The organism is Adhaeribacter sp., from assembly GCF_057359045.1.
This window is the reverse complement of record NZ_JBMQUD010000103.1, coordinates 1-24,218: the sequence shown is the minus strand read 5'-3', so window position 1 is coordinate 24,218 and position 24,218 is coordinate 1. Positions and strand designations below refer to the sequence as shown.

Here is a 24,218-nt window from a genome sequence, read left to right as displayed (position 1 = left end):
TTAGTTAAGATTTAGCAGATTAGCTACCATTTAGCCCTGCGAAGTCGGATAATAAAGCTCTTCTGACCACTTTCAATATTTACAGTTATACCAATTGTAATAGGATTAAAATGGTTCCAAGATGTTTTATTTATCTCTTTCGAGTTATTTGATTGCGGGTTGAATTAAACCTATAGGTATATAAACTAAAAGTATATTTTCTTAAATTTTATATCTAAGGTAGTGGAATTAAATTATTGATTATTATATAAGATATAATTTCCCCCCTTGCATTCTGTCGCTATCCTGAATTTCTTTTTACCAGTATTTAGATTAGACAGAAGAATTTGGTTAAAATAAAAATATACCAAGAAAACGATAAACCTCAAAGGTAGTCTGTATATTTGCAGTAAAATTTAAAATAGAAAAATATTAATTTATATAGATGAGTAAATTAGGTAGGGTACTGGTAGCTATGAGCGGCGGCATTGATTCGTCGGTTGCAGCTGTTATGTTACACGAGCAAGGCTACGAAGTGGTGGGCATGACCATGAAAACCTGGGACTACGCTTCTTCAGGCGGAAACCGCAAAGAAACGGGTTGCTGCAGCCTCGATTCTATCAACGATGCCCGCAATATTGCTGTTAATTTGGGTTTCCCGCATTATATTATTGATATCCGCGAAGAGTTTGGCGATTTTGTAATCAATCATTTTACCGACGAGTACATTGCCGGTCGTACGCCTAACCCATGTGTTTTGTGTAACACCCACATTAAATGGGATTCGTTGTTGCGCCGCGCCGACCAGTTGGATTGTGATTTTATTGCGACTGGCCATTATGCCAATATCCGGGAAGAAAACAAACGGTTTGTAATTTCTAAAGGACGCGACGAAAACAAAGATCAGTCTTACGCTTTGTGGGGAATTTCTCAGCAGAGTTTAAGCCGGACCATGTTCCCGTTAGGTAATTTAACCAAACCCGAAATCCGGAACATGGCCATTGAAAGAGGATTTAACGAACTGGTGCAAAAACCGGAGTCGTACGAAATCTGCTTTATCCCGGATAACGATTATCGCGGTTTTCTAAAACGGCGGGTAACTGGTTTAGAAACCGAAGTTGCCGGCGGCGAATTTGTAATGGAAGATGGTACTGTTGTGGGTAAGCACGAAGGTTATCCATTTTATACCATTGGTCAGCGCAAAGGCTTAGGCGTAGCTTTGGGCTTTCCGGCGTATGTAACCCGCATAGAAAAAGATAGAAACCGGGTAATATTAGGTAACTACAACGATTTGGCTAAAAACGGCATGACCGTTGGGAAATTAAACTTAAGTAAATACCCCGATTTGTGGAACAAGCCTACCCAAACTATTACCAAGGTGCGGTACAACGATGCGGGTACTCCCGCCTTAATTGAGCAGTTAGGTGATAAAATGAAAGTTTATTTTGATGCCGGGGTACATGCCATTGCGCCTGGTCAGGCTGCTGTATTTTACGAAGGAGACGACGTAATTGGCGGCGGCTGGATTGAAGAAAGCTTTAAAATAGATTAATCTTTCTTTTATGGGCAAAAAGCTTTATTACTTGTTTTTATTACCGTTATTATTTTTTGGCTGCTCAGAAGAAACGATTAAAATTTCGGAAGATGACGGAAAATATTATTACCCCATGCAGGTGGGTAGTTATTGGGTGTACGATGTAAGTGAAACCAAATATATTCGTCGGGCTAAAAACCAGCCCGGCGATTCCATAACTTACCAAATCCGGGAACGGGTAGATACGGTTTTTAAAAATCAGGCCAATGAGCTTACTTATAAAATAATACGGTCGCGCCGCGCACGTGCATCGGCTGCATGGGGTGCCGATTCGGTAATTCTGGTTAATGTTTCGGCTTTGAATGCCCAGATTACGCAAAATAACAAAAGAGTTGTTAACTTGGTTTTTCCTGTAACGCCCGAAAAAAAATGGAATGGCAATGCTTACAACCAGAACAGCGGGAGCGAGGAAGAATTTTATTATCAGCATATAGGCCAGCCTTATACCTTACGCGATACTACTTTTGCTAAAACCGTAACGGTAGTGCACTACCAAAACGAGAATATTATTGATTTTGATGATCGGCACGAAGTGTATGCCGCCGATGTAGGCCTGATTTACAAAAAATATGTTGATTACGAATATTGCGGTTCTGCTGCGCAAAGCTGTAATATTGGTGAAGGATTTATTGTATATGGCATTAAGCGCATTCAGAAAATCCGTTCTTATTACATAAAAAAATAATATATGCGGAGCGGTGCTGCGGCAAATATTTTATGGCTAATCTTCTTTTGCGGACTTCAACTGCTGATGCCGGCTGCCCAGGCGCAGTCTGGTGAAGCTGTTCGTAACCGGAAGCACCTTATCTATTTTAAAGACAAAGATAACTCGCCGTATACCCTAGCAAATCCCCAGGCTTTTTTATCCGAAAGGGCCATTGCGCGGCGGCAAAAACAACAAATTACATTAAATCGGCGCGATTTGCCGGTAAATCCCGGTTACGTAAGCAGCATTAAAAGTACTGGTGCCCAGGTATTATATACCTCCCGCTGGTTTAATGCCGCTGTGGTGTATTGCGATTCTACGGTATTAGGCGAAGTGCTAAAGCTAAATTTTGTTAAGAATGGCCAAACTCTCAGCCGCCGTACTAACCAAACGGTAGTTATTCAAAATCTGAAAAGCAAAGGAAACAAAACTACTTTGCGTAATAATTTACGGGAAGCGGCCGATCGCAAGACCTACGGCGTTGCCTATAATCAGGCCAACATGATTGGGGCCGTAGATATGCATGCAGCCGGCTTTCGCGGCGATGGCATGCACGTAGCCATTTTCGACGGCGGTTTTCCGGGGGTAAACCAGATTTCGGCTTTCTCCCATTTATTTACCGAAAACCGATTAAAAGCTACTTTTGATTTTGTTGACCGCAACGAAGATGTTTTTGAGAAAGATAACCACGGTACATCTGTACTTTCAACCATGGCAGCATACCAGCCCGGTGCTTTTATCGGCACCGCCTACAAAGCCAATTATTACTTATTTATAACCGAAGATTCGCGTTCTGAGCACAACATAGAAGAAATAAACTGGTTACTGGCGGCCGAATATGCCGACAGTGCCGGCGTAGATGTGATTAATTCTTCTTTAGGTTATACTACTTTCGACCAACCTTCGCGCAGTTATGCGTACCAGGATATGAATGGCCGGAATAGTTTGATTACCCGGGCCGCTGACTTTGCCGCTGCTACCGGTATATTGGTTGTAAACAGTGCCGGCAACGAAGGCAACAAGACCTGGCGTTACGTGGGCGCACCAGCCGATGCCGATTCAATATTAAGTGTAGGCGCAGTAGATTCTTTAGGCCGTTTAGCGCCTTTTAGTTCGGTTGGGCCTACTGCCGATGGCCGCGTTAAACCCAATTTAGTAGCCCAAGGATTAAATGCTGCTATTGTTACGGCTGGTGGGGCCATTAGTCGGGCTAATGGTACTTCCTTTTCTGGCCCTATTTTGTGCGGTATGGCCGTTGGCTTTTGGCAGGCCAATCCAACTTTAACCAATATGCAGGTTATTAACTATTTACAACGAACGGCTTCCCAGGCTAATCAACCAGATAATAATTTAGGTTACGGCATTCCTAATTTTACCAAGGCCACGGCTTTGGCCACCCAAGAAGATAAACAAGGTTTAATTTTTCCGAACCCAATTCAGAATAATTTACTCCAAATTAAATTAGGCCATGATTACGAAAATCAAAAAATTAAAGTAGTCATATATAATCTAATTGCCCAGAAGTTTGCCCAGGAAGCTATTATTGCCATTCCGCCTAGCCGGGTAGTACAGGTAGATGTAACAAATTTACCACCCGGCATTTACAGTTGTATTGTTACTTGCCAAACTGGCCCCAAAGCTTTTAGATTTTTGAAAACCGTAAATTAAGAGCAGCTTTTAACTGGCAATATATTCTTTTTAATAATTGCCGGGTTTAAAAAGTAATGTTTAAGATTCTGCTAACTTTTATTTAATAAAAATTAACGCACCCGTGAAACACCTGATTGCTCCATCTTTATTAGCGGCTGATTTTGCTAATCTTCAGTCGGAAGTAGAAATGCTAAACCAAAGCGAAGCAGATTTAATGCATATAGACATTATGGACGGGGTGTTTGTGCCTAATATTTCGTTCGGATTTCCGGTACTGGCTGCCATAAAAAAATACGCCAAAAAACCTTTAGATGTGCATTTAATGATTGTGCAACCAGAGCGCTATATAGAACAATTTGCGCAAGCCGGAGCCGCTATTATTACCGTGCATTACGAGGCTTGTACGCATTTACACCGTACCGTACAAAGTATCAAAGATGCGGGGGCAAAAGCGGGAGTGGCTCTAAACCCGCATACACCCGTGAGTTCTCTTGAATATATTATTCAGGATATAGATTTAGTTTTACTGATGTCGGTTAATCCGGGCTTTGGCGGTCAGAAATTTATTCCGCAGACTTATCGCAAAATTGAAGAAACTAAAAATTTAATTAACCAGAGCAATTCCGGTGCATTAATTGAAATTGATGGTGGTGTAAACGTAGAAAACACAGCGGGCTTAATCCAGGCCGGAGCCGATGTGCTGGTTGCTGGTAGCTTTGTGTTTTCTTCACCTGATCCGCAGCAAACCATTAAAAACCTGAAAGAAACCCAAGTTCGCTTAATTGTTTGATGCCGTTAAAACTTTTATTTCGGTTCTTTTTTGTGTTCTTAGCTTTGCCGGGCCTGGCCCAAACGGCTACCATTACGGGACAGGTTTACTCGCAGGACCAAGTGCCGCTAGTGGGCGCTGGCGTAACTGTAGTGGGCACAAACAATGGGGCAACTACCAATAATCAGGGTAAGTTTAATCTTAAGGTTCAAAGCAATGTTTCTATTAAGTTGATTTTCAACCATGTTGGCTATCAAAAATATTTATTGGATTTACGGCTAGCAACCGGCGAAACAAAGGAGTTACGCATTGTGTTGGTAAATGATACCACCGCTTTAAAAACTGTTACCATAACCGGCCACGATCCTAAAAGCACCCGTGAACAGGTAAGCATCACACAGCTAGATTCGCGTTTAACCAAAAGTTTACCTACGGCTTTCGGCGATTTTAATAAGATTCTAGTTACGTTACCAGGTGTTGTAAGCAACAACGAAATGTCTTCTACTTATTCAGTGCGAGGAGGCAATTACGACGAAAACCTGGTTTATGTAAACGATATCGAAATTTACCGGCCTTTTTTAGTTACCAATGCGCAACAAGAAGGTCTCAGTTTTATCAATCCGGATCTGGTACAGGATATTCAATTTTCGGCTGGTGGCTGGCAACCACAGTACGGCGACAAACTTTCGTCAGTACTAAATATTACTTATAAAACGCCCGAAAAATTTGGAGGTTCAGCTACCGGCGGCTTTTTAGGCGGCGCGGCGCACCTCGAAGGCCTCAGCCGGAATAAGCGGCTAACCTACGTGGTTGGGGGGCGCTATAAAAATGCCCAACTATTATTTAATAAAGGTTTGCAAACCAGCGGCAATTACCAACCTAAATTTGGCGATCTGCAAACGTATATTAATGTACAGGTAGGTAAAAAAGCAGATCCCGGCCGGACTACCCTAGGCTTTTTGGGCAGTGTGGCCCGTAATAAATATTTGGTTTTACCCACCCAGCGCGAAACTACCTTTGGCACGGCCAACCAATACGTGCGGTTGCAAGTTGCTTATGCAGGCCGCGAACGAATGGAATACGATACGTACCAGGCCGGGCTGGTGCTGCAGCACCATTTTACCGATAGCTATACCGCGCGGTTTATTGTTTCTAATCTGGTTTCGCGAGAGCGGGAATTACGCAGCCTGGAAGCCGGTTATAATTTTTGCGACATTGATTTAAACCCCAATTCTAAAGATTTTAACCAGTGTGTGCAGCAACGTGATGTTGGTACGCAGTACAATTATTCCCGCAATATTTTGTTAGCTAAAATATTAGCCTTAGAAACCCGGCATTCCTGGAATATATCCGACCAAAACCAGGTTAGCTGGGGCTTTAAGTGGAGCCGCGAAAATATTCAGGATGTTTTAGATGAATACCGTTTTAAAGATTCGGCAGATTTTGTCACCCTAAATCACCTGCTTAAAGCCGATATAAAATTGTTTTCGGACCGGTTGAGCGGCTTTGCGCAGCAAACGTTGCGATGGGCCGGCGGAAAAACCCTGACTTACGGCCTTCGGGCTAATTACTGGAGTTATAACCAAGAGATGGTGGTAAGCCCGCGGGTGCAGTATGCCTTTAAAGCGCCTAGTAACGAAAAATTATCATACAAAATAGCAGCAGGTTATTATTACCAACCACCTTTTTACCGCGAATTGCGCAACGAAGCAGGTAGCTTGAACCGTAATTTAAAAGCCCAGCGTTCCCTGCATTTTATAGTTGGGAACGAATATCAGTTTAAAACCTGGAACCGCGATTTTAAGTTAGTATCAGAGGCTTATTACAAGCATTTATCCAACGTTATTCCTTACGAAGTAGATAATGTGCGCTTGCGGTATTATGCCCGCAACAATGCCAAAGCGTATGCTTTCGGATTTGATACCCGGGTAAACGGTGAATTTATTAAAGGCGCCGAATCCTGGTTTAGCTTGGGCATTATGTCGACGCGGGAAGATATAACCGGCGATTCTACTTACGTGTACGAAAAAGGTACCCGGCGCATTATTGGCAAGCAACCCTTGGGCTACATCCGGCGACCCACCGACCAGCGGGTTACCTTGGGCGTATTTTTCCAAGACCAGCTACCCAGCGACCCAAGTGTGAAGATGACCTTAAATTTAGTTTACGGTACTGGTTTGCCGTTTAGTCCGCCGGGACGAGAAGAGATTAGGAACCAATACCAAATGCCCGGTTACAAGCGGGTAGATATTGGTTTTTCTAAACTGATAACTTTAGATGAGGTAAAAGCATTAGAAAGTTTGTGGCTGGGTTTGGAAGTACTAAATCTACTGGCAGCAAATAATGTAATTTCATACGATTACGTAGAAGATGTAAATAAAATTACATATGCTGTTCCCAATTATTTATCTTCCCGGTTGATAAATCTGCGGTTTGTAGCCCGGTTTTAAACTAATCTACGGTGTGCATTTTTACTTTCCACAAATCCAGCGAACGCTCCATGTCTTGCGCCATAGGTGTGTAACTTTTGGTGTCTTTCTGCCCGAGCTTAATAGCTTTTTTGGTTAAATTAATGGCGCCCTCATATTCATTTTTTTGGGCGAGTAACTGGGCTTTAAGCCAATTATTATAAAAATTTTCTTTAATCTGAATAGATTTATTAATCCATTGCAAAGCCTGCTCGTGCAATTTGTTGTTCTGAATTAAAAACTGGGCGGCCAGGGCATAGCTATTCCAATCATCTGGTTTTACGCTGGTTAAATCTTCTTTAAGTGTAGCAACCGTTTTTTCAAATACTTCTACCGAAATAATAAAAGAAATTTTAAGTTTTTCCCAGTTTAAATTCAGCCGGCCTTCGGTGGGTTCCAGGTCGGTAAAAGAATATTGTAAAGTCTCCTGGAAAGGAGCCGGCTCGGGCTTTACGGGCACCCGAATTACATCTTCAGCGGCATTGTACGTTTCTGTTCCCCACTGCTGGGTATTTTTATTAAAAATGACAAACCAATTTGTTTCGCTTTCGGGCAAGGTAAAAAAAGAATACGTGCCGGCTGGCAAAGGCACCCCGTTAATCTTAACATCCTCGGTAAAATCAATTAAGGTTGCTTCGTTGGCTCCACACCGCCAAACTTGCCCATAAGGCACCAACTTGCCCCAAATAGCCCGGCCTTTTACGCCTGGCCGGTGATAAGTAACTGTAATATCGGTAAGGCCTATGGTTTGGATTACCGTAGCTTCGGGGCTGGCTTGCGGCAATCTTACCTGACTGTAAGCATTACTTAAAGTAAATAAAATAAAAAGTATGATTACCAAACATTTGGGCATAGTTAATTGTTAATGTGGTTTAACAGGTGACCTTAGGCCTTGCCAGAATTAGGTATAAAAAATAATGCCAAAAATATTACCTAAGTCGTTCTTTATTATACAAAAGTATAAATTATACGGGTAAAAAAACCGCATAAAAAAAGTATTAATTTCTATTTTTTGATTTTAATTAAATACGATTACCTTTGCCACACATCATGAGCAACGGCAAGAAACAAGTATTATTCTTATCTCATATAGCAGGTTATTACACCAACCTGGGTGAAACTATGCCCGGCTTTTTTTATCATCATTGCCATTAAAAAGAATATATTTTTCTTTTTGTGCCTCGGCAAAATCTTTTTTAGCGCCCACATTTCGAGTTTGGGTTATATCTTTGAAAATATTTTACATTCATGATCCGTTTAGCAATTCAAAAATCCGGCCGGTTAAGTGAAGATTCCTTAAATCTTATCCGGGAGTGCGGTATTTCTTTTATTAACAGTTCTTTAAAACTTAAAACCGAAGCAACTAATTTTCCATTAGAAATTTTATTTCTGCGGGATGATGATATTCCGGGCTATGTAGCCGATGGAGTAGCTGATATTGGCATTGTGGGCGAAAACGTTTTGGTAGAAGCTGGGAAACAAGAACTGGCTCTGCAAAAATTGGGGTTCTCTAAATGCCGCCTGGCCATTGCGGTGCCTAAAGCTGCCGAGTACCATAACATTCAGGATTTGCAAAACAAAAGTCTGGCTACCTCTTACCCCAATTTACTAGAAGCTTACCTGGAGGAGCGGGGCGTGCAAGCTAATATTCATACTATTAGTGGTTCTGTAGAAATAGCACCCAGCATAGGCTTAGCCGATGCCATTTGCGATATTGTTAGCTCTGGTAGTACTTTAATAAGTAATGGCTTACGCGAAGTAGAAAGCGTTTTCCGGTCCGAAGCGGTGCTTATTGCGCACCAAGCCCTATCAGAAGAGAAAAAGAAGATTCTCAACCAATTGCTTTTCCGCATTCAATCAGTACGGAAGGCGCAAAAAGCTAAATATATATTATTAAATGCACCCAATGATTCTATTCCGGCCATAAAAGCACTTTTGCCCGGCATGAAAGCGCCTTCAATTTTGCCTTTGGCCGAAGAAGGTTGGAGTTCGGTGCACTCGGTAGTAGACGAAGATGATTTTTGGGAAATTATTCAGAAGTTGCGTGAAGTAGGGGCCCAGGGTATATTGGTTGTACCCATCGAAAAAATGATTTTATGATCCGGAAAGTCTTAAATCCGGCTATTTCGGAATGGGTTGCGCTTACCCAACGGCCGGTGCATAATTTTGAAACGCTGGAGCCCGCCATTCAGGCAATTTTTTCGCAAATCAAAAACGAAGGCGATGCCGGCCTGAAAGCCCTTACCCAGAAATTTGACGGCGTTCAGTTAGCCGAGTTATTTGTAACCGACGACGAGTTAACACAAGCTGCCGGCCAGGTAAGCCTAGATTTGCAAAAGGCAATTAAAGAAGCGGCTCAAAATATTAAAGCTTTTCACGAGCAGCAGCGCGAACCGGTAAAAAAGATCCAAACCATAAATGGCGTTACTTGCTGGCGCCGGAGTGTACCCATCGATAAAGTTGGTCTATATATTCCCGGTGGTTCGGCGCCATTGTTTTCTACGCTGCTTATGTTGGGCATACCGGCTACTTTAGCGGGCTGCAAAGAAATTATTTTGTGTACCCCGCCCGCCAAAGACGGCAGCATTCATCCGGCCATTTTATATACCGCCCAATTATTGGGTATTAAGCAAATTGCCAAAGTGGGCGGCGCGCAGGCCATTGCAGCTTTGGCTTTTGGTACCGAAAGTATACCCCCCGTTTATAAAATATTTGGACCAGGCAACCAATACGTAACCATGGCCAAACAACTCGTAGGTAAGCTCGGTGTGGCCATCGATATGCCGGCTGGTCCGTCGGAGGTTTTGGTCATGGCCGATGACTCGGCTAACCCGGCTTTTGTAGCCGCTGATTTATTATCTCAGGCAGAACATGGCCCGGATTCGCAGGTTATATTGGTTTCAGATTCAGAAAGTTTAGTAGATAAAGTTGAAGCAGAACTGGAAAAGCAATTGGCCGTTTTGCCCCGGCGCGAAGTAGCCCAAAAAGCCTTGCAGAATAGCTTGGGCGTGGTACTGGCAGGACCAGAACAAATGCTGGCTTTTTCTGATTTATACGCTCCCGAACATTTAATTCTGGCCGTAAAAAACTATGAACAAATAGCCGAAAGAATCACCAATGCGGGTTCTGTTTTCCTGGGCAACTATACGCCTGAGGCGTGCGGCGATTATGCATCGGGTACTAACCATACCTTGCCTACCAATGGCTACGCGCGGGCTTACAGTGGCGTATCGCTCGATAGTTTTTTTAAAAAGATTACCTTCCAGGAAATTTCTGTAGCAGGTTTGCAACGGTTGGGCCAAACCGTAGAAGTAATGGCCGCCGCCGAAGGATTAGAGGCACACAAAAATGCCGTTAGTATCCGGCTTAAAGAAATAGATAGTAAAAACGAAAATGTTTAATATTAAATCTCTGGTGCGCGCCAATATTCTGGCCATGAAACCTTACTCATCGGCGCGCGACGAATTTGAGGGCGATGCCAATATTTTTATTGATGCCAACGAAAATAATTTAGGCAGCCTGGCCGCCGATCAATCCTATAACCGGTACCCCGATCCGCATCAGCGTAAACTAAAAGAAAAAATTGCGCCCATTAAAGGCGTGAAACCAGAACAAATATTTCTGGGCAACGGCAGCGACGAAGCCATTGACTTACTAATCCGGTTGGTTTGCAAACCCGGCAACGACGAAATACTAACCTTTGGCCCTACGTATGGTATGTACGATGTAGCCGCTAATCTAAACGATATTTTTCTCCGGCACATCAGCCTCGACGAAAAATTTCAGGTACAGGTAAGCAAACTACAAGGGCAAATTCATGCCAATACCAAAATAATTTTCCTTTGCTCGCCCAATAACCCGACCGGCAATTTAATTAATCCGCAGAGTATAGAATATATATTGCGTAATTTTAGCGGATTGGTGGTAATAGACGAAGCGTATATTGATTTTGCGCCTGTCGAAAGCTGGACCAAGCGACTAGCCGAGTTTCCGAACCTGGTGGTTTTGCAAACTTTCTCTAAAGCTTGGGGTATGGCGGCGCTACGCTTGGGAATGGCGTTTGCTTCGCCGGAAATTATTAGTTTCCTGAATAAAATTAAACCGCCTTATAATATTAGCGAAGCCACCCAACAAATTGCCTTGAAGGCTTTAGACCGGGCCGATGAATTAGCCGGCATGATTGCCGAAATAAACAATGGCCGTGAATATTTGCAGCAAACCTTACCGCACATACCGGTTGTGCAAAAAATATTCCCTTCCGATGCAAATTTTATTTTGATTCAGGTAACGGAAGCCGACAATATTTATGCTTATTTATTAGCCAAAGGCATTGTGGTGCGTAACCGTTCTAATCAATTAAACTGTTATAATTGTCTCCGGATTTCGGTAGGTACCGCCACCGAGAATGCCGCTTTGGTAGAGGCACTCAAAGCTTACCCGCAATCTGAATTCGTTAAAGCCTAACATACTGTGAAAAAGAAAGTATTATTTATCGACCGCGACGGGACCATTCTTTTAGAACCACCCACTGATTTTCAGGTTGATTCTTTCGAGAAATTTAGTTTTTACCCCGGCGTTATCCGGAATTTATATAAGATCCAGACCGAACTGGATTATACATTTGTAATGGTTACCAACCAGGACGGGTTAGGCACCAGTTCTTATCCCGAAGAAACTTTCTGGCCCTACCAAAACAAAATGCTCGAAATCCTGGAAGGCGAAGGTATTACTTTCAGCAATATTCATATCGACCGGAGTTTTGAGCACGAAAATCTGCCATCGCGCAAACCAGGCATTGGCATGTTAGAAGAATATTTTGCCGAAACTTACGATTTAGCTAATTCTTACGTTATCGGCGATCGTTTAACTGATATACAATTAGCCGAAAACCTGGGTGCCAAAAGTATATTTTTAGGTCAAACAGCAAATGACCGGGCAGCGCTAACCACCGCCACCTGGGACGAAATATACCAGTTTCTGCGGTTACCCGATCGTACCGCCTCGGTAATCCGAAACACCAACGAAACCAAAATAAAAGTAAACCTGAACCTGGATGGCAATGGCCACATGCAAATTCATACGGGTTTGGGGTTCTTTGATCACATGCTCGAGCAATTAAGCAAACACTCCGGCACCGATATGGAAATTCAGGTGCAAGGCGATTTGCACATCGACGAACACCATACCATTGAAGATACCGCTATTGCTTTAGGCGAAGCTTTTGGCCAGGCGCTGGGCAATAAAATGGGCATCAGCCGCTACGGTTATTTATTGCCCATGGACGATGTGCTGGCCCAGGTAGCCCTAGATTTTTCAGGTAGGCCTTGGTTGGTTTGGGACGCAGAGTTTAAACGCGAAAAAGTAGGTGATATGCCTACCGAAATGTTTTACCATTTCTTTAAATCGTTTAGCGATGCGGCCAAGTGTAACTTAAATGTAAAAGCCGAGGGCACCAACGAACACCATAAAATTGAAGCTATTTTTAAAGCGGTAGCCAAATCTATAAAAATGGCCGTGGCTCGCGATATTACCAATATGGCCTTACCCAGTACCAAAGGGGTATTGTAAAGTAGTTATTAGTGTTTAGTTATTAGTTATCATTCTGGTATATATTAAGACTAAATACTAATTACTAACAACTAACAACTTAAAGATGAACGTTGTAATTATAGATTATAAAGGTGGCAATGTGCAGTCGGTGCGGTTTGCTTTAGAGCGCTTGGGCGTACAGGCAACCTTAACCGCAGACCGGGAAACCATCCAGAAAGCAGATAAGGTTATTTTTCCCGGCGAAGGTGAAGCCAATTCGGCCATGCGACAACTAAAAGCCGACGGCCTGGATAAAATTATACCTAACTTAAAGCAGCCATTTTTAGGTATTTGCCTGGGTATGCAACTCATGTGCCGCCACAGCGAAGAGAATGACACGCCCATGCTGAATATTATTCCGTTGGATGTAAAGCGGTTTGTTACAGACTTAAAAGTGCCCCACATGGGTTGGAATAATATTTATAATTTAAAAACCCCTATTATGGCGGGCTTAACCGAAAAAGATTACGTGTACTTTGTGCATAGTTACCATGTGCCGCAGAGCGAGCATACCATTGCCGCTGCCGATTACCCGGAGCCTTTTAGCGCCGCGGTACAGTATAAAAATTTTTATGCCGTACAGTTCCATACCGAAAAAAGCGGCGCTACCGGCACCCGCATTTTACAGAATTTTTTAAACTTATGATGCGTATTATTCCGGCCATAGATATTATTAACGGCCAATGTGTGCGGCTGACCGAAGGTGATTTTAATCAACAGAAAACGTACGACAGCAACCCGATAGAAGTAGCCAAAAGGTTTGAGGATAATGGCATAATCCATTTGCACCTGGTAGATTTGGATGGCGCCCGGGCCCGCAAGCCTGTTAATTTAAAAGTACTCGAAGCGATTGCGGCTGCTACCACATTACACATTGATTTTGGCGGCGGTATTCAGTCGCAGGAAGCCATTGAGCAAGCTTTTTCGGCGGGTGCAAGCCAAATAACGGCTGGCAGCATTGCGGTGCGGGAACCCCAAATCGTAGCTAGCTGGTTAAGCACTTTTGGTCCGGAGCGCATTATTATTGGCGCCGATTTTCGGGATAACACCATTTCTATAAATGCCTGGGCCGACCAATCGGATATAACGGTAAATAAATTTGTAGCAGATTACCAGGAAAAAGGGGCAACTACCTTTATTTGTACTGATGTAAGCAAAGATGGTAAGCTGCAGGGGCCGGCAACCGGCACTTACACTAACCTCGTAAAAACTTACCCGGATGCCAAAATTATTGCCAGCGGCGGTGTCACAACCATCCAGGATTTAGAAGAATTAAAGGCTGCCGGTTTGTTCGGTGCTATTATTGGTAAAGCTATTTACGAAGGCACCATTACCTTGCCAGAATTAAAAAGTTTTGTATGTTAACCAAACGCATTATTCCTTGCCTTGATATTAAAAACGGGCGCACGGTAAAAGGTATTCAGTTTGAGAATATTCGGGATGCCGGCGATCCGGTTGAACTTGGGGCCGAATATGCCCGGCAGGGTGCCGATGAGTTAGTATTTCTGGATATTACCGCTACGAACGAAGAACGCAAGACCTTTGCAGCGCTGGTCCGGGATATTGCCCGCCACTTAGATATTCCGTTTACCGTAGGTGGTGGCATTAGCTGCATTGCCGACGTAGAGTTGCTGCTGCAGGAGGGAGCCGATAAAGTTTCGGTTAATTCGGCAGCCATTAAAACACCTACGTTGGTAAACGTACTAGCCAAACGTTTCGGCAGCCAATGTATAACCGTTGCCATCGATACCAAATTAACCCCGCATGGCTGGAAAGTATTTAGCAGGGCCGGTACTTTGGAAACGCCTTACGAAACCGTAGACTGGGCCCACCAAATTACGGATTTGGGTGCTGGTGAAATTTTATTAACTTCCATGAGCAACGACGGTACCAAAAACGGCTTTGCCCTGGATATAACGGGTGCCGTTTCGCGCAATGTTTCTATTCCGGTTATTGCTTCGGGTGGGGCTGGCACTATTGAGCATTTTTCTGAAGTATTTGATCTGGCTCAGGCCGATGCCGCTTTAGCCGCAAGTATTTTCCATTTTGGCGAAATTAAAATTCCAGTCTTAAAAAATTATTTGGCCGCCCGCCAACTACCTATTCGCTTATGATTTTAGATTTTGAAAAAACCGGCGGACTTATTCCCGCTATTATCCAGGATAACCAAACGGGGCAGGTGCTTATGTTGGGCTATATGGATCAGGAAGCTTACCTGAAAACCCAACGCGAGAAAATTGTAACCTTTTTTTCTAGGTCTAAGAACCGCCTCTGGACCAAAGGCGAAACGTCCGGCAATTTTTTAAACGTAGTAAGCATCCAGAAAGATTGCGATGAAGATACCTTGCTTATTAAAGTAAATCCGGTGGGGCCTGTTTGCCATACGGGCGCGCTTACCTGTTTCACCAACGAGCCAGAGTTGTTTTCGGTGGCCAGCGGCCGGGCTTCTTTCCTAGAGTACCTCGAAAACCTGATCCAGGAGCGTAAACAAAATCCGGTAGAAGGCTCATATACCAATTTATTGTTTAACAAAGGTATTCAAAAAATGGCCCAGAAGGTTGGGGAAGAGGCCGTAGAAGTAGTTATTGACGCAGTAGCGGGTAACCGCGCAACTATGAAAGGTGAAGCCGCTGATTTGCTTTACCATTTGCTGGTGCTGCTGGCCGGCTCCGACATGAAGTTGAGCGAAATTATTCAGGTACTGGAAGAACGGCACAAGAAATAGCTATAAGCCTCAATTCAAAAATAATTATTTATAATATTCTACTCTCCATAAGAATCCCTATTCTAATAAAATAGGGATTTTTTTATTCCTAAGCACATAGTTTTATCTAGTTATTTTCAAGCGTTTCTCTGCAAATATTCTTTTTAGATGCTGGGTAAAGAATAAGAAAAGGTATTTATCTCAAATAAGATATTAAGTAAACTAAACTAAATTAAGCCACTGTACTTATTTGTTTAAATTGATGTTATTATGTTAAATAGTGCCTATGCCTTTTAATCTGGTTTTCTTATTAACGATACTTCAGCAGGAGGAGATTGGCTATATCATCAATCGGGTAATTAGGATAAAGCAAATAATGATTGATAATGCCATCTAAGTTGGCTAGAATTAACTTAGCCTCAAGACCCGGAAAAGGTACATTATTTTGGTTCAGGCTAGCTTCTACTTGCTTTTGAATTGCATCGGTGTGGGATTTTGTTTCTGCTTCTAATTGCTGCCCTACGCCAGCTTGGAGCCGGAGGCCGTAAATCAATCGCCAGAATTGTGAATTTTGTTTTACCGCTTTTACTGTATTACGGATATACAAAGCCAGCGTAAATTCATTTTCATGAGTCATCAGCAGCTGTAATTCTCTTTGTTCTTTTCGGAACAGCGCTAAAAGTAGTGCCTCTTTACTCGGGTAATAATTATACAGCAAGCCCAAAGCAATACCGGCTTTTTGCGCTATCATCCTTATCGTTGTTTTCTCAAAACCTTGCTCGGCAAATAATTCTAAGGCAACTTCCATTAATTGCTGCTGACGCAATTCACGTTTACTATCAAGTGTATTCATTTATGATTGAATGTTCGTTCAATTTAATTTACTGTAATATAATTGTTTATGGAAATTTGTTTTTATGTAATTATAATTTGTTTTAATTATTTACTGGTGAGTAAATAAATTAGGTTCGAGAAAATAAAATTTATAAAATCTTTTTTAAGCCAAAACAATCAGGTTTTTAGATTGTAGTAGTATAGAACCAAATATTAACAAAATGCCTAAACTCAATTCTTTAAGGGAAACCGGAACACCTGAAGTTGAGGATGTAAAAAAAGAGATTTTGCAATTTTGTACTTCTCCTCAAGCTAAAGACGATATCTTAACTTTTATTCAGGTAGATACAAAACCTTATAACGTTCGGAAATACATTAACCGCTTGGTAGAAGACCGGTATTTGCAATTTACCATTGGTAACAATCCGCGTTCTAATGCCCAAAAGTATATAACAGCCAGGAAAGGGTTGGCTTATTTAAAAGCACTTGAATAATTAGTTGGTTAATTATCTTACCCATATTCCTGGATTCTTTTATTCTTATTTTATTTGGCAACTTCCAATTTATTATAATAGCTTCAGGCTATAAATAGAGCGGGAGTTGCTATTTTTTTGTTCTATTTAACATTAAATAAAGAAACATATATTATAAATAAGATAAGAAACATCAAATCTTTATCTTATTCAGGTGAGTTATTTAGTCGGCTAGTAAGCTCAACTTATCTCTGTCAGGTTTAAACTATCAAACCTTTATCCACATTATCCACAAGTTTGCTTTCTATTATCAAGAATTGCTCTTAATATAACTCAGAGTAAAGGTAAGGTATTTATGCTTCTTCTGAATAAGAGGATTAACTAATATGATGATGAACCAGAAAATAAAAGAATATCAAAACGCTACAAGTAATTTAAATACTAGGTGTCAGGCAAAGGGGGTAAAACTTAAATCATAGACTACGTATATATCGCTTAATAATCTAAAAGCTTAAATATAGCGTGCTGTGCTGCCGGTAAAAATACTTAATAAACTCAAAATATTAACGCAACCTGACGACTCTACGTGCGGGCCGACCAGTTTGCATGCCGTTTACCGGTATTTCGATGATGATATATCGTTAGAGCAGGTAATAGAAGAAGTTTCTTTTTTAGAAGAAGGAGGAACGTTGGCCGTGTACCTGGGCTGCCATGCTTTAAAAAGAGGGTACAAGGCTAAAATATACACCTATAACTTGCATGTTTTTGACCCGACCTGGTTTTTGCATAACAACCATAAAATTATTCAGAACCTTGAGGAGCAGTTACTTTATAAACCCGAACCTAAGCTACAGAATGCTTCCCTGGCGTACATCGAATTTTTAAAACTGGGTGGAGAAATAAAATATACCGATTTAACTTTATCGTTATTAAAGCATTATTTTAAACAAGGCTATCCGGTACTCACGGGTTTAAGCGCTACTTACCTGTATAACTGTGCCCGCGAACGGGTAAACGAACGTAACGAAAGCTTGTACGACGATATTCGGGGTTATCCGTTAGGCCATTTTGTGGTGTTGTGTGGCCTTAGCCCCGACCAAAAAAGTATTATTGTAGCCGATCCTTACCAGGAAAATCCTTTTTTCCGTAATAATTACTACGAAGTAAAAGTAAGCCGACTTTTAAATGCAATTATGTTGGGCATTGCTACCTACGACGCCAATTTATTAATTATAGAGCCGCCCACACTACCTTAAAGAGAACATGCGTAAAATTGTTGTAGTCAATAATCCCGAAGATTGGGAATATAATACTATTGACGAAGTAGAGGTAGTTTTGGCTAAAACGTATTTAACCGATGCTTCTTTTACCGAAATAAAAAATGCCCGCATATTTAATTTATGTCGGTCTTATAAGTACCAAAGTACCGGCTATTATGTATCGTTATTAGCCGAGGCGCGGGGCCACAAAGCCATTCCCAACGTAACTACTATTCAGGATTTAAAGTCGCCGACTATTGTGCGGGCCATTACCGAAGAGCTGAATGAGCTTATTCAAAAAAGTTTGGCGCGGCTTAAATCCCGGACCTTTACGTTAAGTATTTATTTCGGGCAAAATGTAGCCAAGCAGTACGAAAAACTTAGCAAACAACTGCATACGCTTTTTCAGGCACCTCTGCTCCGGGCACAGTTTGTCTATAATAAAGAGTGGGTGCTCCAGAGTATTCAGCCGATACCTTTAAACGAAGTACCCGAAGCACACCAGCGGTATGTTATAAAATTTGCCAAAGCTTACTTTGCTAAAAACCGGTTTTCGTCGGGCCGAACCACGAAAGCCGTTTACGACTTGGCCATACTGCACAATCCGGCCGAAGCGGCTCCGCCTTCTAACCGCAAGGCCATGGAATTATTTGTAAATGCCGCCGAGAGCCAGGGGTTTTATGTAGAACTGATTACCAAAGATGATTACCGGCGGCTTTCGGAATTTGATGCTTTGTTTATTCGCGAAACGACCTCGGTAAATCACCATACCTACCGGTTTGCCCGCCGGGCCGAAGCCGACGGATTGGTTTCTATTGATGATGCTACTTCTATTTTAAGGTGTACCAATAAAGTTTACCTGGCCGAATTATTGGCCAAAGCACGCATTCCGATTCCCAAAACCATGATTATTCATAAAGATAATTGCCACCAGGTAATTGCCGAACTAGGATTGCCCTGTGTGCTAAAAAAGCCCGACAGCTCTTTTTCGCAGGGTGTGGTTAAAGTTAAAGATGCAGCTAGCTTACAGACCGAATTAAATCAAATGCTGGCTTCTTCGGAGTTAATTATTGGGCAAGAATTTATGCCTACCGATTACGACTGGCGCATTGGCATTCTGGACAAACAACCGCTTTATGCCTGCAAATATTACATGGCCAAAAACCACTGGCAAATTTATAACTGGGAAGGAAAGAAGAGCGATACTACCGGGCAGGTAGAAACCTTGCCCATGGAACAGGTGCCCTTTTTTGTGATGCACACGGCGCTTAAAGCCGCCAATTTAATCGGCGACAGCTTATACGGCGTAGATTTAAAAGTAGTAGGTGATAAAGCGTACGTTATTGAAGTAAACGATAACCCCAGCATAGATTATGGTTGGGAAGACCAGGTGCTGAAAAAAGAATTGTATGGAGCTATTATGAAAAGCATTAAACGCCGGCTGGATGCCCGTAAAATCACTAAAAATGAGTAATCACGGTTCCTTGCATTTGTTCGAAGGCTTTGGCGTGGAGTTGGAGTACATGATTGTAGATGCCCATACGCTGGCCGTAAAACCCATCACCGACCAGGTAATTTATGACCAGGTAGGTGCTTACGTATCGGATGTAGAGTTTGCTGAAATTGCCTGGTCTAATGAATTGGTGCTGCACGTAATAGAACTGAAAACAAACGGGCCAGCTGCTAATTTACAAAAGTTGCCTGCTTTGTTTCAGGAGCATATTCTTAGAATTAACGAAATATTAAAGCCTCACGGCGCTTGCTTGCTCCCCGGTGGTATGCACCCGCTCATGAATCCGTATACCGAAACCCGCTTGTGGCCCCACGAATATAATGCCGTGTACGAGGCATACAATAAAATCTTTGATTGCCGGGGCCACGGTTGGGCAAACCTGCAAAGTACGCACCTGAATTTACCTTTTGCCAATGAAGAAGAGTTTGGCCGTTTGCACGCTGCTATTCGTTTGCTATTGCCGCTAATACCCGCATTAAGTGCTGCTTCACCCATTATGGATGGCCAGGTAACCCCTTATGCCTGCACCCGTTTGCAGGTTTATGCCCAAAATCAGCAGCAAATACCCCCAATAGCCGGACAAATTATTCCGGAGCCGGTTTTTAGCTATGCCGCTTACCAGAGAGAAATATTAGAACCGGCTTACCGGGCCATTGGGCCGTTTGATCCGGAAGGTATTTTGCAGGATGAATTTCTCAATTCCCGGGCGGCCATTGCGCGTTTTGAGCGGCAAGCCATCGAAATCCGGCTAATAGATAACCAGGAAACACCTTTGGCCGATGTAGCCATTCTGCAATTTATTGTTTGGGTTTTGCAATTGCTCATTCAGCAGAAATGGACTACCTACAAAGAGCAACAAAGCTGGTCGGAGACAGATTTAGCCGCAATTTACCGGGAAATCGTTACGCAGGGATTATCGACGCCCATTGCCCATCCGGCTTATTTAGGCATGTTTGGGTATACTAAACCGGAGCCAGCAAGCGCCCGGGAGGTTTGGCAATATTTATTAGAGCAAGTAAAGGCGACATTTCAGGTACCAGCAAATATTTTAGAAACGCTGAATTTAATATTGCAGGAAGGAAATTTAACCGATAGGATAAGACGGGCCGTAGGCGAAAACCCAAAGCCGGAAAAGATAAAAGACGTATATTTTAAATTAGCCGATTGCCTGGCAACCGGTAAACTATTCAGACCATAGTTTTAGAATAAAGCTTAGTAAGTACGTTATTTCTAAATATTTCTGTATTTACTGGTAAATTTTTAGCGGCGGGTTTATTCCGAATAAATTATTTCCCTAATTTACCGTTTGTCCTGCATGGTTGTGGTAGTTATAAATTCCCGGTCAGCAGGAGAACAGGTATATTCCGAATAAATTTAAACCATGACCGAAAATAATTACTCCCGCCGCAAATTTTTAAAAACGGCAACTACCGGTACCATCGGGGCATTTGCCATTCCCACATTAATTCCGGCCCGGGCTTTTGGGGCCAACGACCGCTTGCGGGTGGCGGTTATTGGATTTAACAGTCGGGGCAAAAACCACATTGAGGGTTTTAGTAAGCTTAAAAACGTGGAAGTGGTAACCTTGTGCGATGTAGACCAGCAGGTACTGCAAGCCGGCGCCAAAGACATGGAGAAAAAATACGGCCGTAAAGTAAAAACCGAAGAAGACCTGCGTCGGGTTTACGATGATAAAAATATTGATGCGGTCAGTTTGGCTACGCCCAACCATTGGCACGCGTTGGCTACCATTTGGGCTTGCCAGGCTGGTAAAGATGTTTACGTAGAAAAACCGGGTTCGCATAATTTATTTGAAGGCCGCAAAATGGTTGAGGCCGCTAATAAATATAACCGCATTGTGCAGCACGGGGTACAATTGCGTAGTTCAACGGCGTTGCGCGAAGCCATTCAGCACTTACGAAATGGCGTTATTGGCAAAGTATACATGGCTCGGGGTGTAGTTTTTAAATGGCGTCCGGATATTGGCAACCAGGGCGTAGGACCGGTGCCCACCGGCTTAAACTGGAATTTATGGCAAGGCCCGGCGGCCGAGCAGGATTTTAGCAAAAATTACGTGCACTACAACTGGCATTGGTTCTGGAATTACGGCAACGGCGACATTGGCAACCAGGGGGTACACGAAACCGATTTGTGCATGTGGGGTTTAGATGTTGGATTGCCCGAAGTTGTATCGTCTAGCGGTGGTAAGTTTTTGTGGAATGACTGCAAAGAAACGCCCGAACTGCTGACCTCTACATTTAACTACCCCAAAGAAGGGAAAATGATTCAGTTTGAAGTACGCCCCTGGACTACGAATAAAGAAGACGACGTAGAAATTGGTAATTTCTTTTACGGCGATAAAGGTTACATGGTGGTTAAGGGTTATTCCGAGTATAAAACTTTCTTGGGAAAAGAACGCACCAAAGGTCCATCGGGCAATGCCGGCGGCGACCATTTTCAGAATTTTGTGGATGCGGTACGCGCCCGGAACAAAAGCTTATTACACGCGCCCGTAGAAACAGCGCATCTCTCGTCGGGACTGGCGCACCTGGCTAATATTTCTTATCGCTTAGGCCGCACGGTGCATTTTGATCCGGCCTCCGAAACTTTTAAAAACGATGAAGCGGCAAACCAAATGCTCACCAGAAATTACCGGGCACCGTTTGTAGTACCGTCGGTGGTGTAGTACTTTGGGAATTTATTTATTGTAAACCTTAATATTTGTATCCATTTGCGGGCTAATCGGTAAAATGGAAGTGTGACTGCATTGAATAATAAACCCAACGCCAACCTGTCTTCAGAAAATAAGTCTCCGGCATTAAACGCATCGGTAAATAGCAAGAATAATTTTAACCGGGTAGCCGGGATGGCGGCGCGCGCCGGATTAGACTGGTTTTTATTAGCTTTATTCGGCTTAATATTACTAGCATATTTTTTTCCGAATTTAGGCGGCGAAAATAGTTTGTTGCCTTTTGCGGAAATTGCTACTTACGGCGTGGCCGGCATATTTTTCTTTTATGGATTACGCCTAAGCCCCGCCAAGTTAAAAGCTGGTTTGCACAACTGGCAATTACATTTGCTAATTCAGGCCGCTACTTTTCTTTTGTTTCCGCTGCTTGTTTTAGGTGCTTTGGCCATTACAGGCGCCGATAAGCAACAAGCCCTCTGGATGGGTATATTTTACCTGGCAGCCTTGCCTTCAACGGTTTCTTCTTCGGTGGTAATGGTGTCTATTGCCGGGGGTAATTTGCCCGCCGCTATTTTTAACGCCAGCATTTCTAGTTTATTAGGCGTATTTTTAACGCCCCTCTGGATGGGGTGGTATTTACAGTCCAGTACCGGCGCTTTTGATTTAGGGCCGGTATTTGTTAAATTAACCATGCAGGTAATATTACCCGTGGTACTGGGAATTGCCTTGAACCGGCGTTTTGGCGCTTTTGCCGAAAAATACCGCCGACAATTGCGCCTCTTCGATCAAACCATTATTTTAATAATTGTATTTAATTCCTTCTGCGAATCTTTTGCCGGTAATTTATTTAAAGGGGTAAGCACCGCCAATTTAATTTGGCTGGGTATAAGTATGGGGCTTTTCTTTTTTTTAGTGCTGGGTTTAATTTATCTTCTGGGGCGCTTGTTGCATTTAAATCGGGCCGATAACATTACCGCTTTATTTTGCGGCTCTAAAAAATCTTTGGTGCACGGTACTGTTATGTCTAAGGTTTTATTTCCCGATGCAGCTGTTGCGGGTTTAATTTTATTGCCAATAATGGTTTACCACGCTTTGCAATTAATTTTTGCCAGTACATTGGCCCAAAATATGGCCCGCCGCCAAATAAAAGACACTTTACCGCCCCCTACACTCAAAGCTTAATTCTTTTTAACCCCATTTTTTTGCCTAAGACTAGTTTATCTGAAGGCTATAAATATATTCTATTCTCCCGTACAAAAGGAGCATTATCTAAACCAGGTAGTTTACGTAGAAGAAATCATTTTTAGCAATCTAACAAAATACAACTATGGACTTTTTGATTAACTTATTGGTAAGTGCCGGCGTGCTGCTTTTATTGGCTTACATAATGCCCCAGGTGCACGTTAAAAATTTTTTAACGGCTATTTGGGTGGCTATTCTTATTGGTATTCTAAATGCTACTGTTGGCTTTCTTTTGCGGGCCGTTGGTAATTTATTTACTTTATTTCTGCTGAGTTTTGTAATCCGGTTAATTGTAACAGCAATCGTAATTAAAATTGCCGATAAATTGGTGCGAAACTTTGAAGTAAAAGGGTTCTGGCCCGCGCTGGTCATTGCCATTGCTTTGGCTATTGCCGGTACACTTATAGACCGTTCCCGCGCCGATGAGAATTATGAAACCGGGTTCATGCAACAGCCAGCCGCAACATACGCTTTGCGATAAACGCTTATAGATTTCCTGATAACAGCAGGCCTGCATTGTTTAAATCGATGCAGGCCTTTTTTATAGTGTTTTGTAATATAATTTATTTATGCCTAAAGTTTTTGTTAAAATTGATTAAATGTTTTATTAAAATAATTATATTACTTGATGGGATAAGTTTGGGTATAGTTGTGTAAAGGTTTGTAAAATAGAAAAATACGCTTTTAAGTAAAACAAAAAATTATATTTTAAGTATATATATCCATCAGATAGTGATGAATACTAAATT

At 42.4% G+C, this 24,218-nt stretch carries 22 protein-coding genes; 20 read left to right on the top strand and 2 right to left on the bottom strand.

Annotation, left to right across the window (positions count from 1 at the left end; all coding sequences use genetic code 11):
- Nucleotides 1-424 precede the first annotated feature (424 nt).
- The 5 genes from mnmA (at nt 425) to ACO1R6_RS15695 (ending at nt 7,148) form a co-directional block, all read left to right on the top strand.
- Nucleotides 425-1,531, top strand: coding sequence for a tRNA 2-thiouridine(34) synthase MnmA (gene mnmA / locus ACO1R6_RS15715; protein ID WP_486265904.1), 1,107 nt, complete (start codon nt 425-427; stop codon nt 1,529-1,531).
- A 10-nt stretch (nt 1,532-1,541) separates the two neighbouring features.
- Nucleotides 1,542-2,258: a hypothetical protein gene (locus tag ACO1R6_RS15710; protein WP_486265903.1), complete on the top strand. Its 717-nt coding sequence runs from the start codon at nt 1,542-1,544 to the stop codon at nt 2,256-2,258.
- A gap of 3 nt (nt 2,259-2,261) precedes the next feature.
- The gene (locus ACO1R6_RS15705) at nt 2,262-3,947 is read left to right on the top strand and encodes a S8 family serine peptidase (protein ID WP_486265902.1); all 1,686 of its coding nucleotides are present in this window, start codon (nt 2,262-2,264) and stop codon (nt 3,945-3,947) included.
- A gap of 103 nt (nt 3,948-4,050) precedes the next feature.
- A complete protein-coding gene (gene rpe, locus ACO1R6_RS15700; protein WP_486265901.1) occupies nt 4,051-4,719 on the top strand; it encodes a ribulose-phosphate 3-epimerase in 669 nt (222 codons plus the stop codon).
- Complete coding sequence (locus ACO1R6_RS15695) at nt 4,719-7,148, top strand: TonB-dependent receptor (protein WP_486265900.1); 2,430 nt, start codon at nt 4,719-4,721, stop codon at nt 7,146-7,148. Before rpe ends, ACO1R6_RS15695 begins: the two co-directional genes overlap by 1 nt.
- A 1-nt stretch (nt 7,149) precedes the next feature.
- On the opposite strand, the gene ACO1R6_RS15690 is transcribed toward ACO1R6_RS15695, so the two are convergent.
- Nucleotides 7,150-8,019 (bottom strand): DUF2911 domain-containing protein, encoded by an 870-nt coding sequence (locus tag ACO1R6_RS15690; RefSeq protein WP_486265899.1) that lies wholly within the window; start codon nt 8,017-8,019, stop codon nt 7,150-7,152.
- Between the two features lie 395 nt (nt 8,020-8,414).
- Here ACO1R6_RS15690 and hisG point away from each other — a divergent pair, with 395 nt between their 5' ends.
- The 8 genes from hisG (at nt 8,415) to hisIE (ending at nt 15,480) form a co-directional block, all read left to right on the top strand.
- Entirely contained in the window at nt 8,415-9,266 is an 852-nt protein-coding gene (hisG, locus tag ACO1R6_RS15685) for an ATP phosphoribosyltransferase (protein WP_486265898.1), read from the top strand.
- Entirely contained in the window at nt 9,263-10,567 is a 1,305-nt protein-coding gene (gene hisD / locus ACO1R6_RS15680; protein ID WP_486265897.1) for a histidinol dehydrogenase, read from the top strand. The genes hisG and hisD overlap by 4 nt, the downstream gene beginning before the upstream one ends.
- Nucleotides 10,560-11,630, top strand: a complete 1,071-nt coding sequence (hisC, locus tag ACO1R6_RS15675; RefSeq protein WP_486265896.1) for a histidinol-phosphate transaminase — start codon at nt 10,560-10,562, stop codon at nt 11,628-11,630. The genes hisD and hisC overlap by 8 nt, the downstream gene beginning before the upstream one ends.
- Nucleotides 11,631-11,636: 6 nt before the next feature.
- Entirely contained in the window at nt 11,637-12,734 is a 1,098-nt protein-coding gene (hisB, locus tag ACO1R6_RS15670) for a bifunctional histidinol-phosphatase/imidazoleglycerol-phosphate dehydratase HisB (RefSeq protein ID WP_486265895.1), read from the top strand.
- An 85-nt stretch (nt 12,735-12,819) separates the two neighbouring features.
- A complete protein-coding gene (gene hisH, locus ACO1R6_RS15665) occupies nt 12,820-13,401 on the top strand; it encodes an imidazole glycerol phosphate synthase subunit HisH (RefSeq protein WP_486265893.1) in 582 nt (193 codons plus the stop codon).
- On the top strand, nt 13,401-14,120 hold the full coding sequence (gene hisA, locus ACO1R6_RS15660; protein WP_486265906.1) for a 1-(5-phosphoribosyl)-5-[(5-phosphoribosylamino)methylideneamino]imidazole-4-carboxamide isomerase: 720 nt from the start codon (nt 13,401-13,403) through the stop codon (nt 14,118-14,120). Before hisH ends, hisA begins: the two co-directional genes overlap by 1 nt.
- Nucleotides 14,114-14,869, top strand: a complete 756-nt coding sequence (gene hisF / locus ACO1R6_RS15655; RefSeq protein ID WP_486265892.1) for an imidazole glycerol phosphate synthase subunit HisF — start codon at nt 14,114-14,116, stop codon at nt 14,867-14,869. Before hisA ends, hisF begins: the two co-directional genes overlap by 7 nt.
- A complete protein-coding gene (hisIE, locus tag ACO1R6_RS15650; protein WP_486265891.1) occupies nt 14,866-15,480 on the top strand; it encodes a bifunctional phosphoribosyl-AMP cyclohydrolase/phosphoribosyl-ATP diphosphatase HisIE in 615 nt (204 codons plus the stop codon). The genes hisF and hisIE overlap by 4 nt, the downstream gene beginning before the upstream one ends.
- 289 nt (nt 15,481-15,769) lie before the next feature.
- On the opposite strand, the gene ACO1R6_RS15645 is transcribed toward hisIE, so the two are convergent.
- Nucleotides 15,770-16,312, bottom strand: coding sequence for a TetR/AcrR family transcriptional regulator (locus ACO1R6_RS15645; RefSeq protein WP_486265890.1), 543 nt, complete (start codon nt 16,310-16,312; stop codon nt 15,770-15,772).
- 202 nt (nt 16,313-16,514) lie between these two features.
- Between ACO1R6_RS15645 and ACO1R6_RS15640 the strand changes: the two genes are divergently transcribed.
- The 7 genes from ACO1R6_RS15640 to ACO1R6_RS15610 all read left to right on the top strand — a co-directional run bounded on the left by ACO1R6_RS15640 (nt 16,515) and on the right by ACO1R6_RS15610 (nt 23,950).
- Complete coding sequence (locus ACO1R6_RS15640) at nt 16,515-16,787, top strand: hypothetical protein (RefSeq protein ID WP_486265889.1); 273 nt, start codon at nt 16,515-16,517, stop codon at nt 16,785-16,787.
- A gap of 506 nt (nt 16,788-17,293) precedes the next feature.
- Nucleotides 17,294-18,022, top strand: coding sequence for a C39 family peptidase (locus ACO1R6_RS15635; RefSeq protein ID WP_486265888.1), 729 nt, complete (start codon nt 17,294-17,296; stop codon nt 18,020-18,022).
- 7 nt (nt 18,023-18,029) lie between these two features.
- Nucleotides 18,030-19,499 (top strand): RimK family protein, encoded by a 1,470-nt coding sequence (locus tag ACO1R6_RS15630; RefSeq protein WP_486265887.1) that lies wholly within the window; start codon nt 18,030-18,032, stop codon nt 19,497-19,499.
- Nucleotides 19,492-20,736 (top strand): carboxylate-amine ligase, encoded by a 1,245-nt coding sequence (locus ACO1R6_RS15625; RefSeq protein ID WP_486265885.1) that lies wholly within the window; start codon nt 19,492-19,494, stop codon nt 20,734-20,736. The genes ACO1R6_RS15630 and ACO1R6_RS15625 overlap by 8 nt, the downstream gene beginning before the upstream one ends.
- Nucleotides 20,737-20,919: 183 nt before the next feature.
- Nucleotides 20,920-22,224, top strand: a complete 1,305-nt coding sequence (locus tag ACO1R6_RS15620; protein WP_486265884.1) for a Gfo/Idh/MocA family protein — start codon at nt 20,920-20,922, stop codon at nt 22,222-22,224.
- A gap of 180 nt (nt 22,225-22,404) precedes the next feature.
- Nucleotides 22,405-23,409 carry a bile acid:sodium symporter family protein gene (locus ACO1R6_RS15615; protein WP_486265905.1) on the top strand — a complete coding sequence of 335 codons (1,005 nt, stop codon included), beginning with the start codon at nt 22,405-22,407 and terminating at the stop codon, nt 23,407-23,409.
- 145 nt (nt 23,410-23,554) lie between these two features.
- Nucleotides 23,555-23,950, top strand: coding sequence for a phage holin family protein (locus ACO1R6_RS15610; protein ID WP_486265883.1), 396 nt, complete (start codon nt 23,555-23,557; stop codon nt 23,948-23,950).
- The last annotated feature ends 268 nt before the right edge of the window (nt 23,951-24,218 follow it).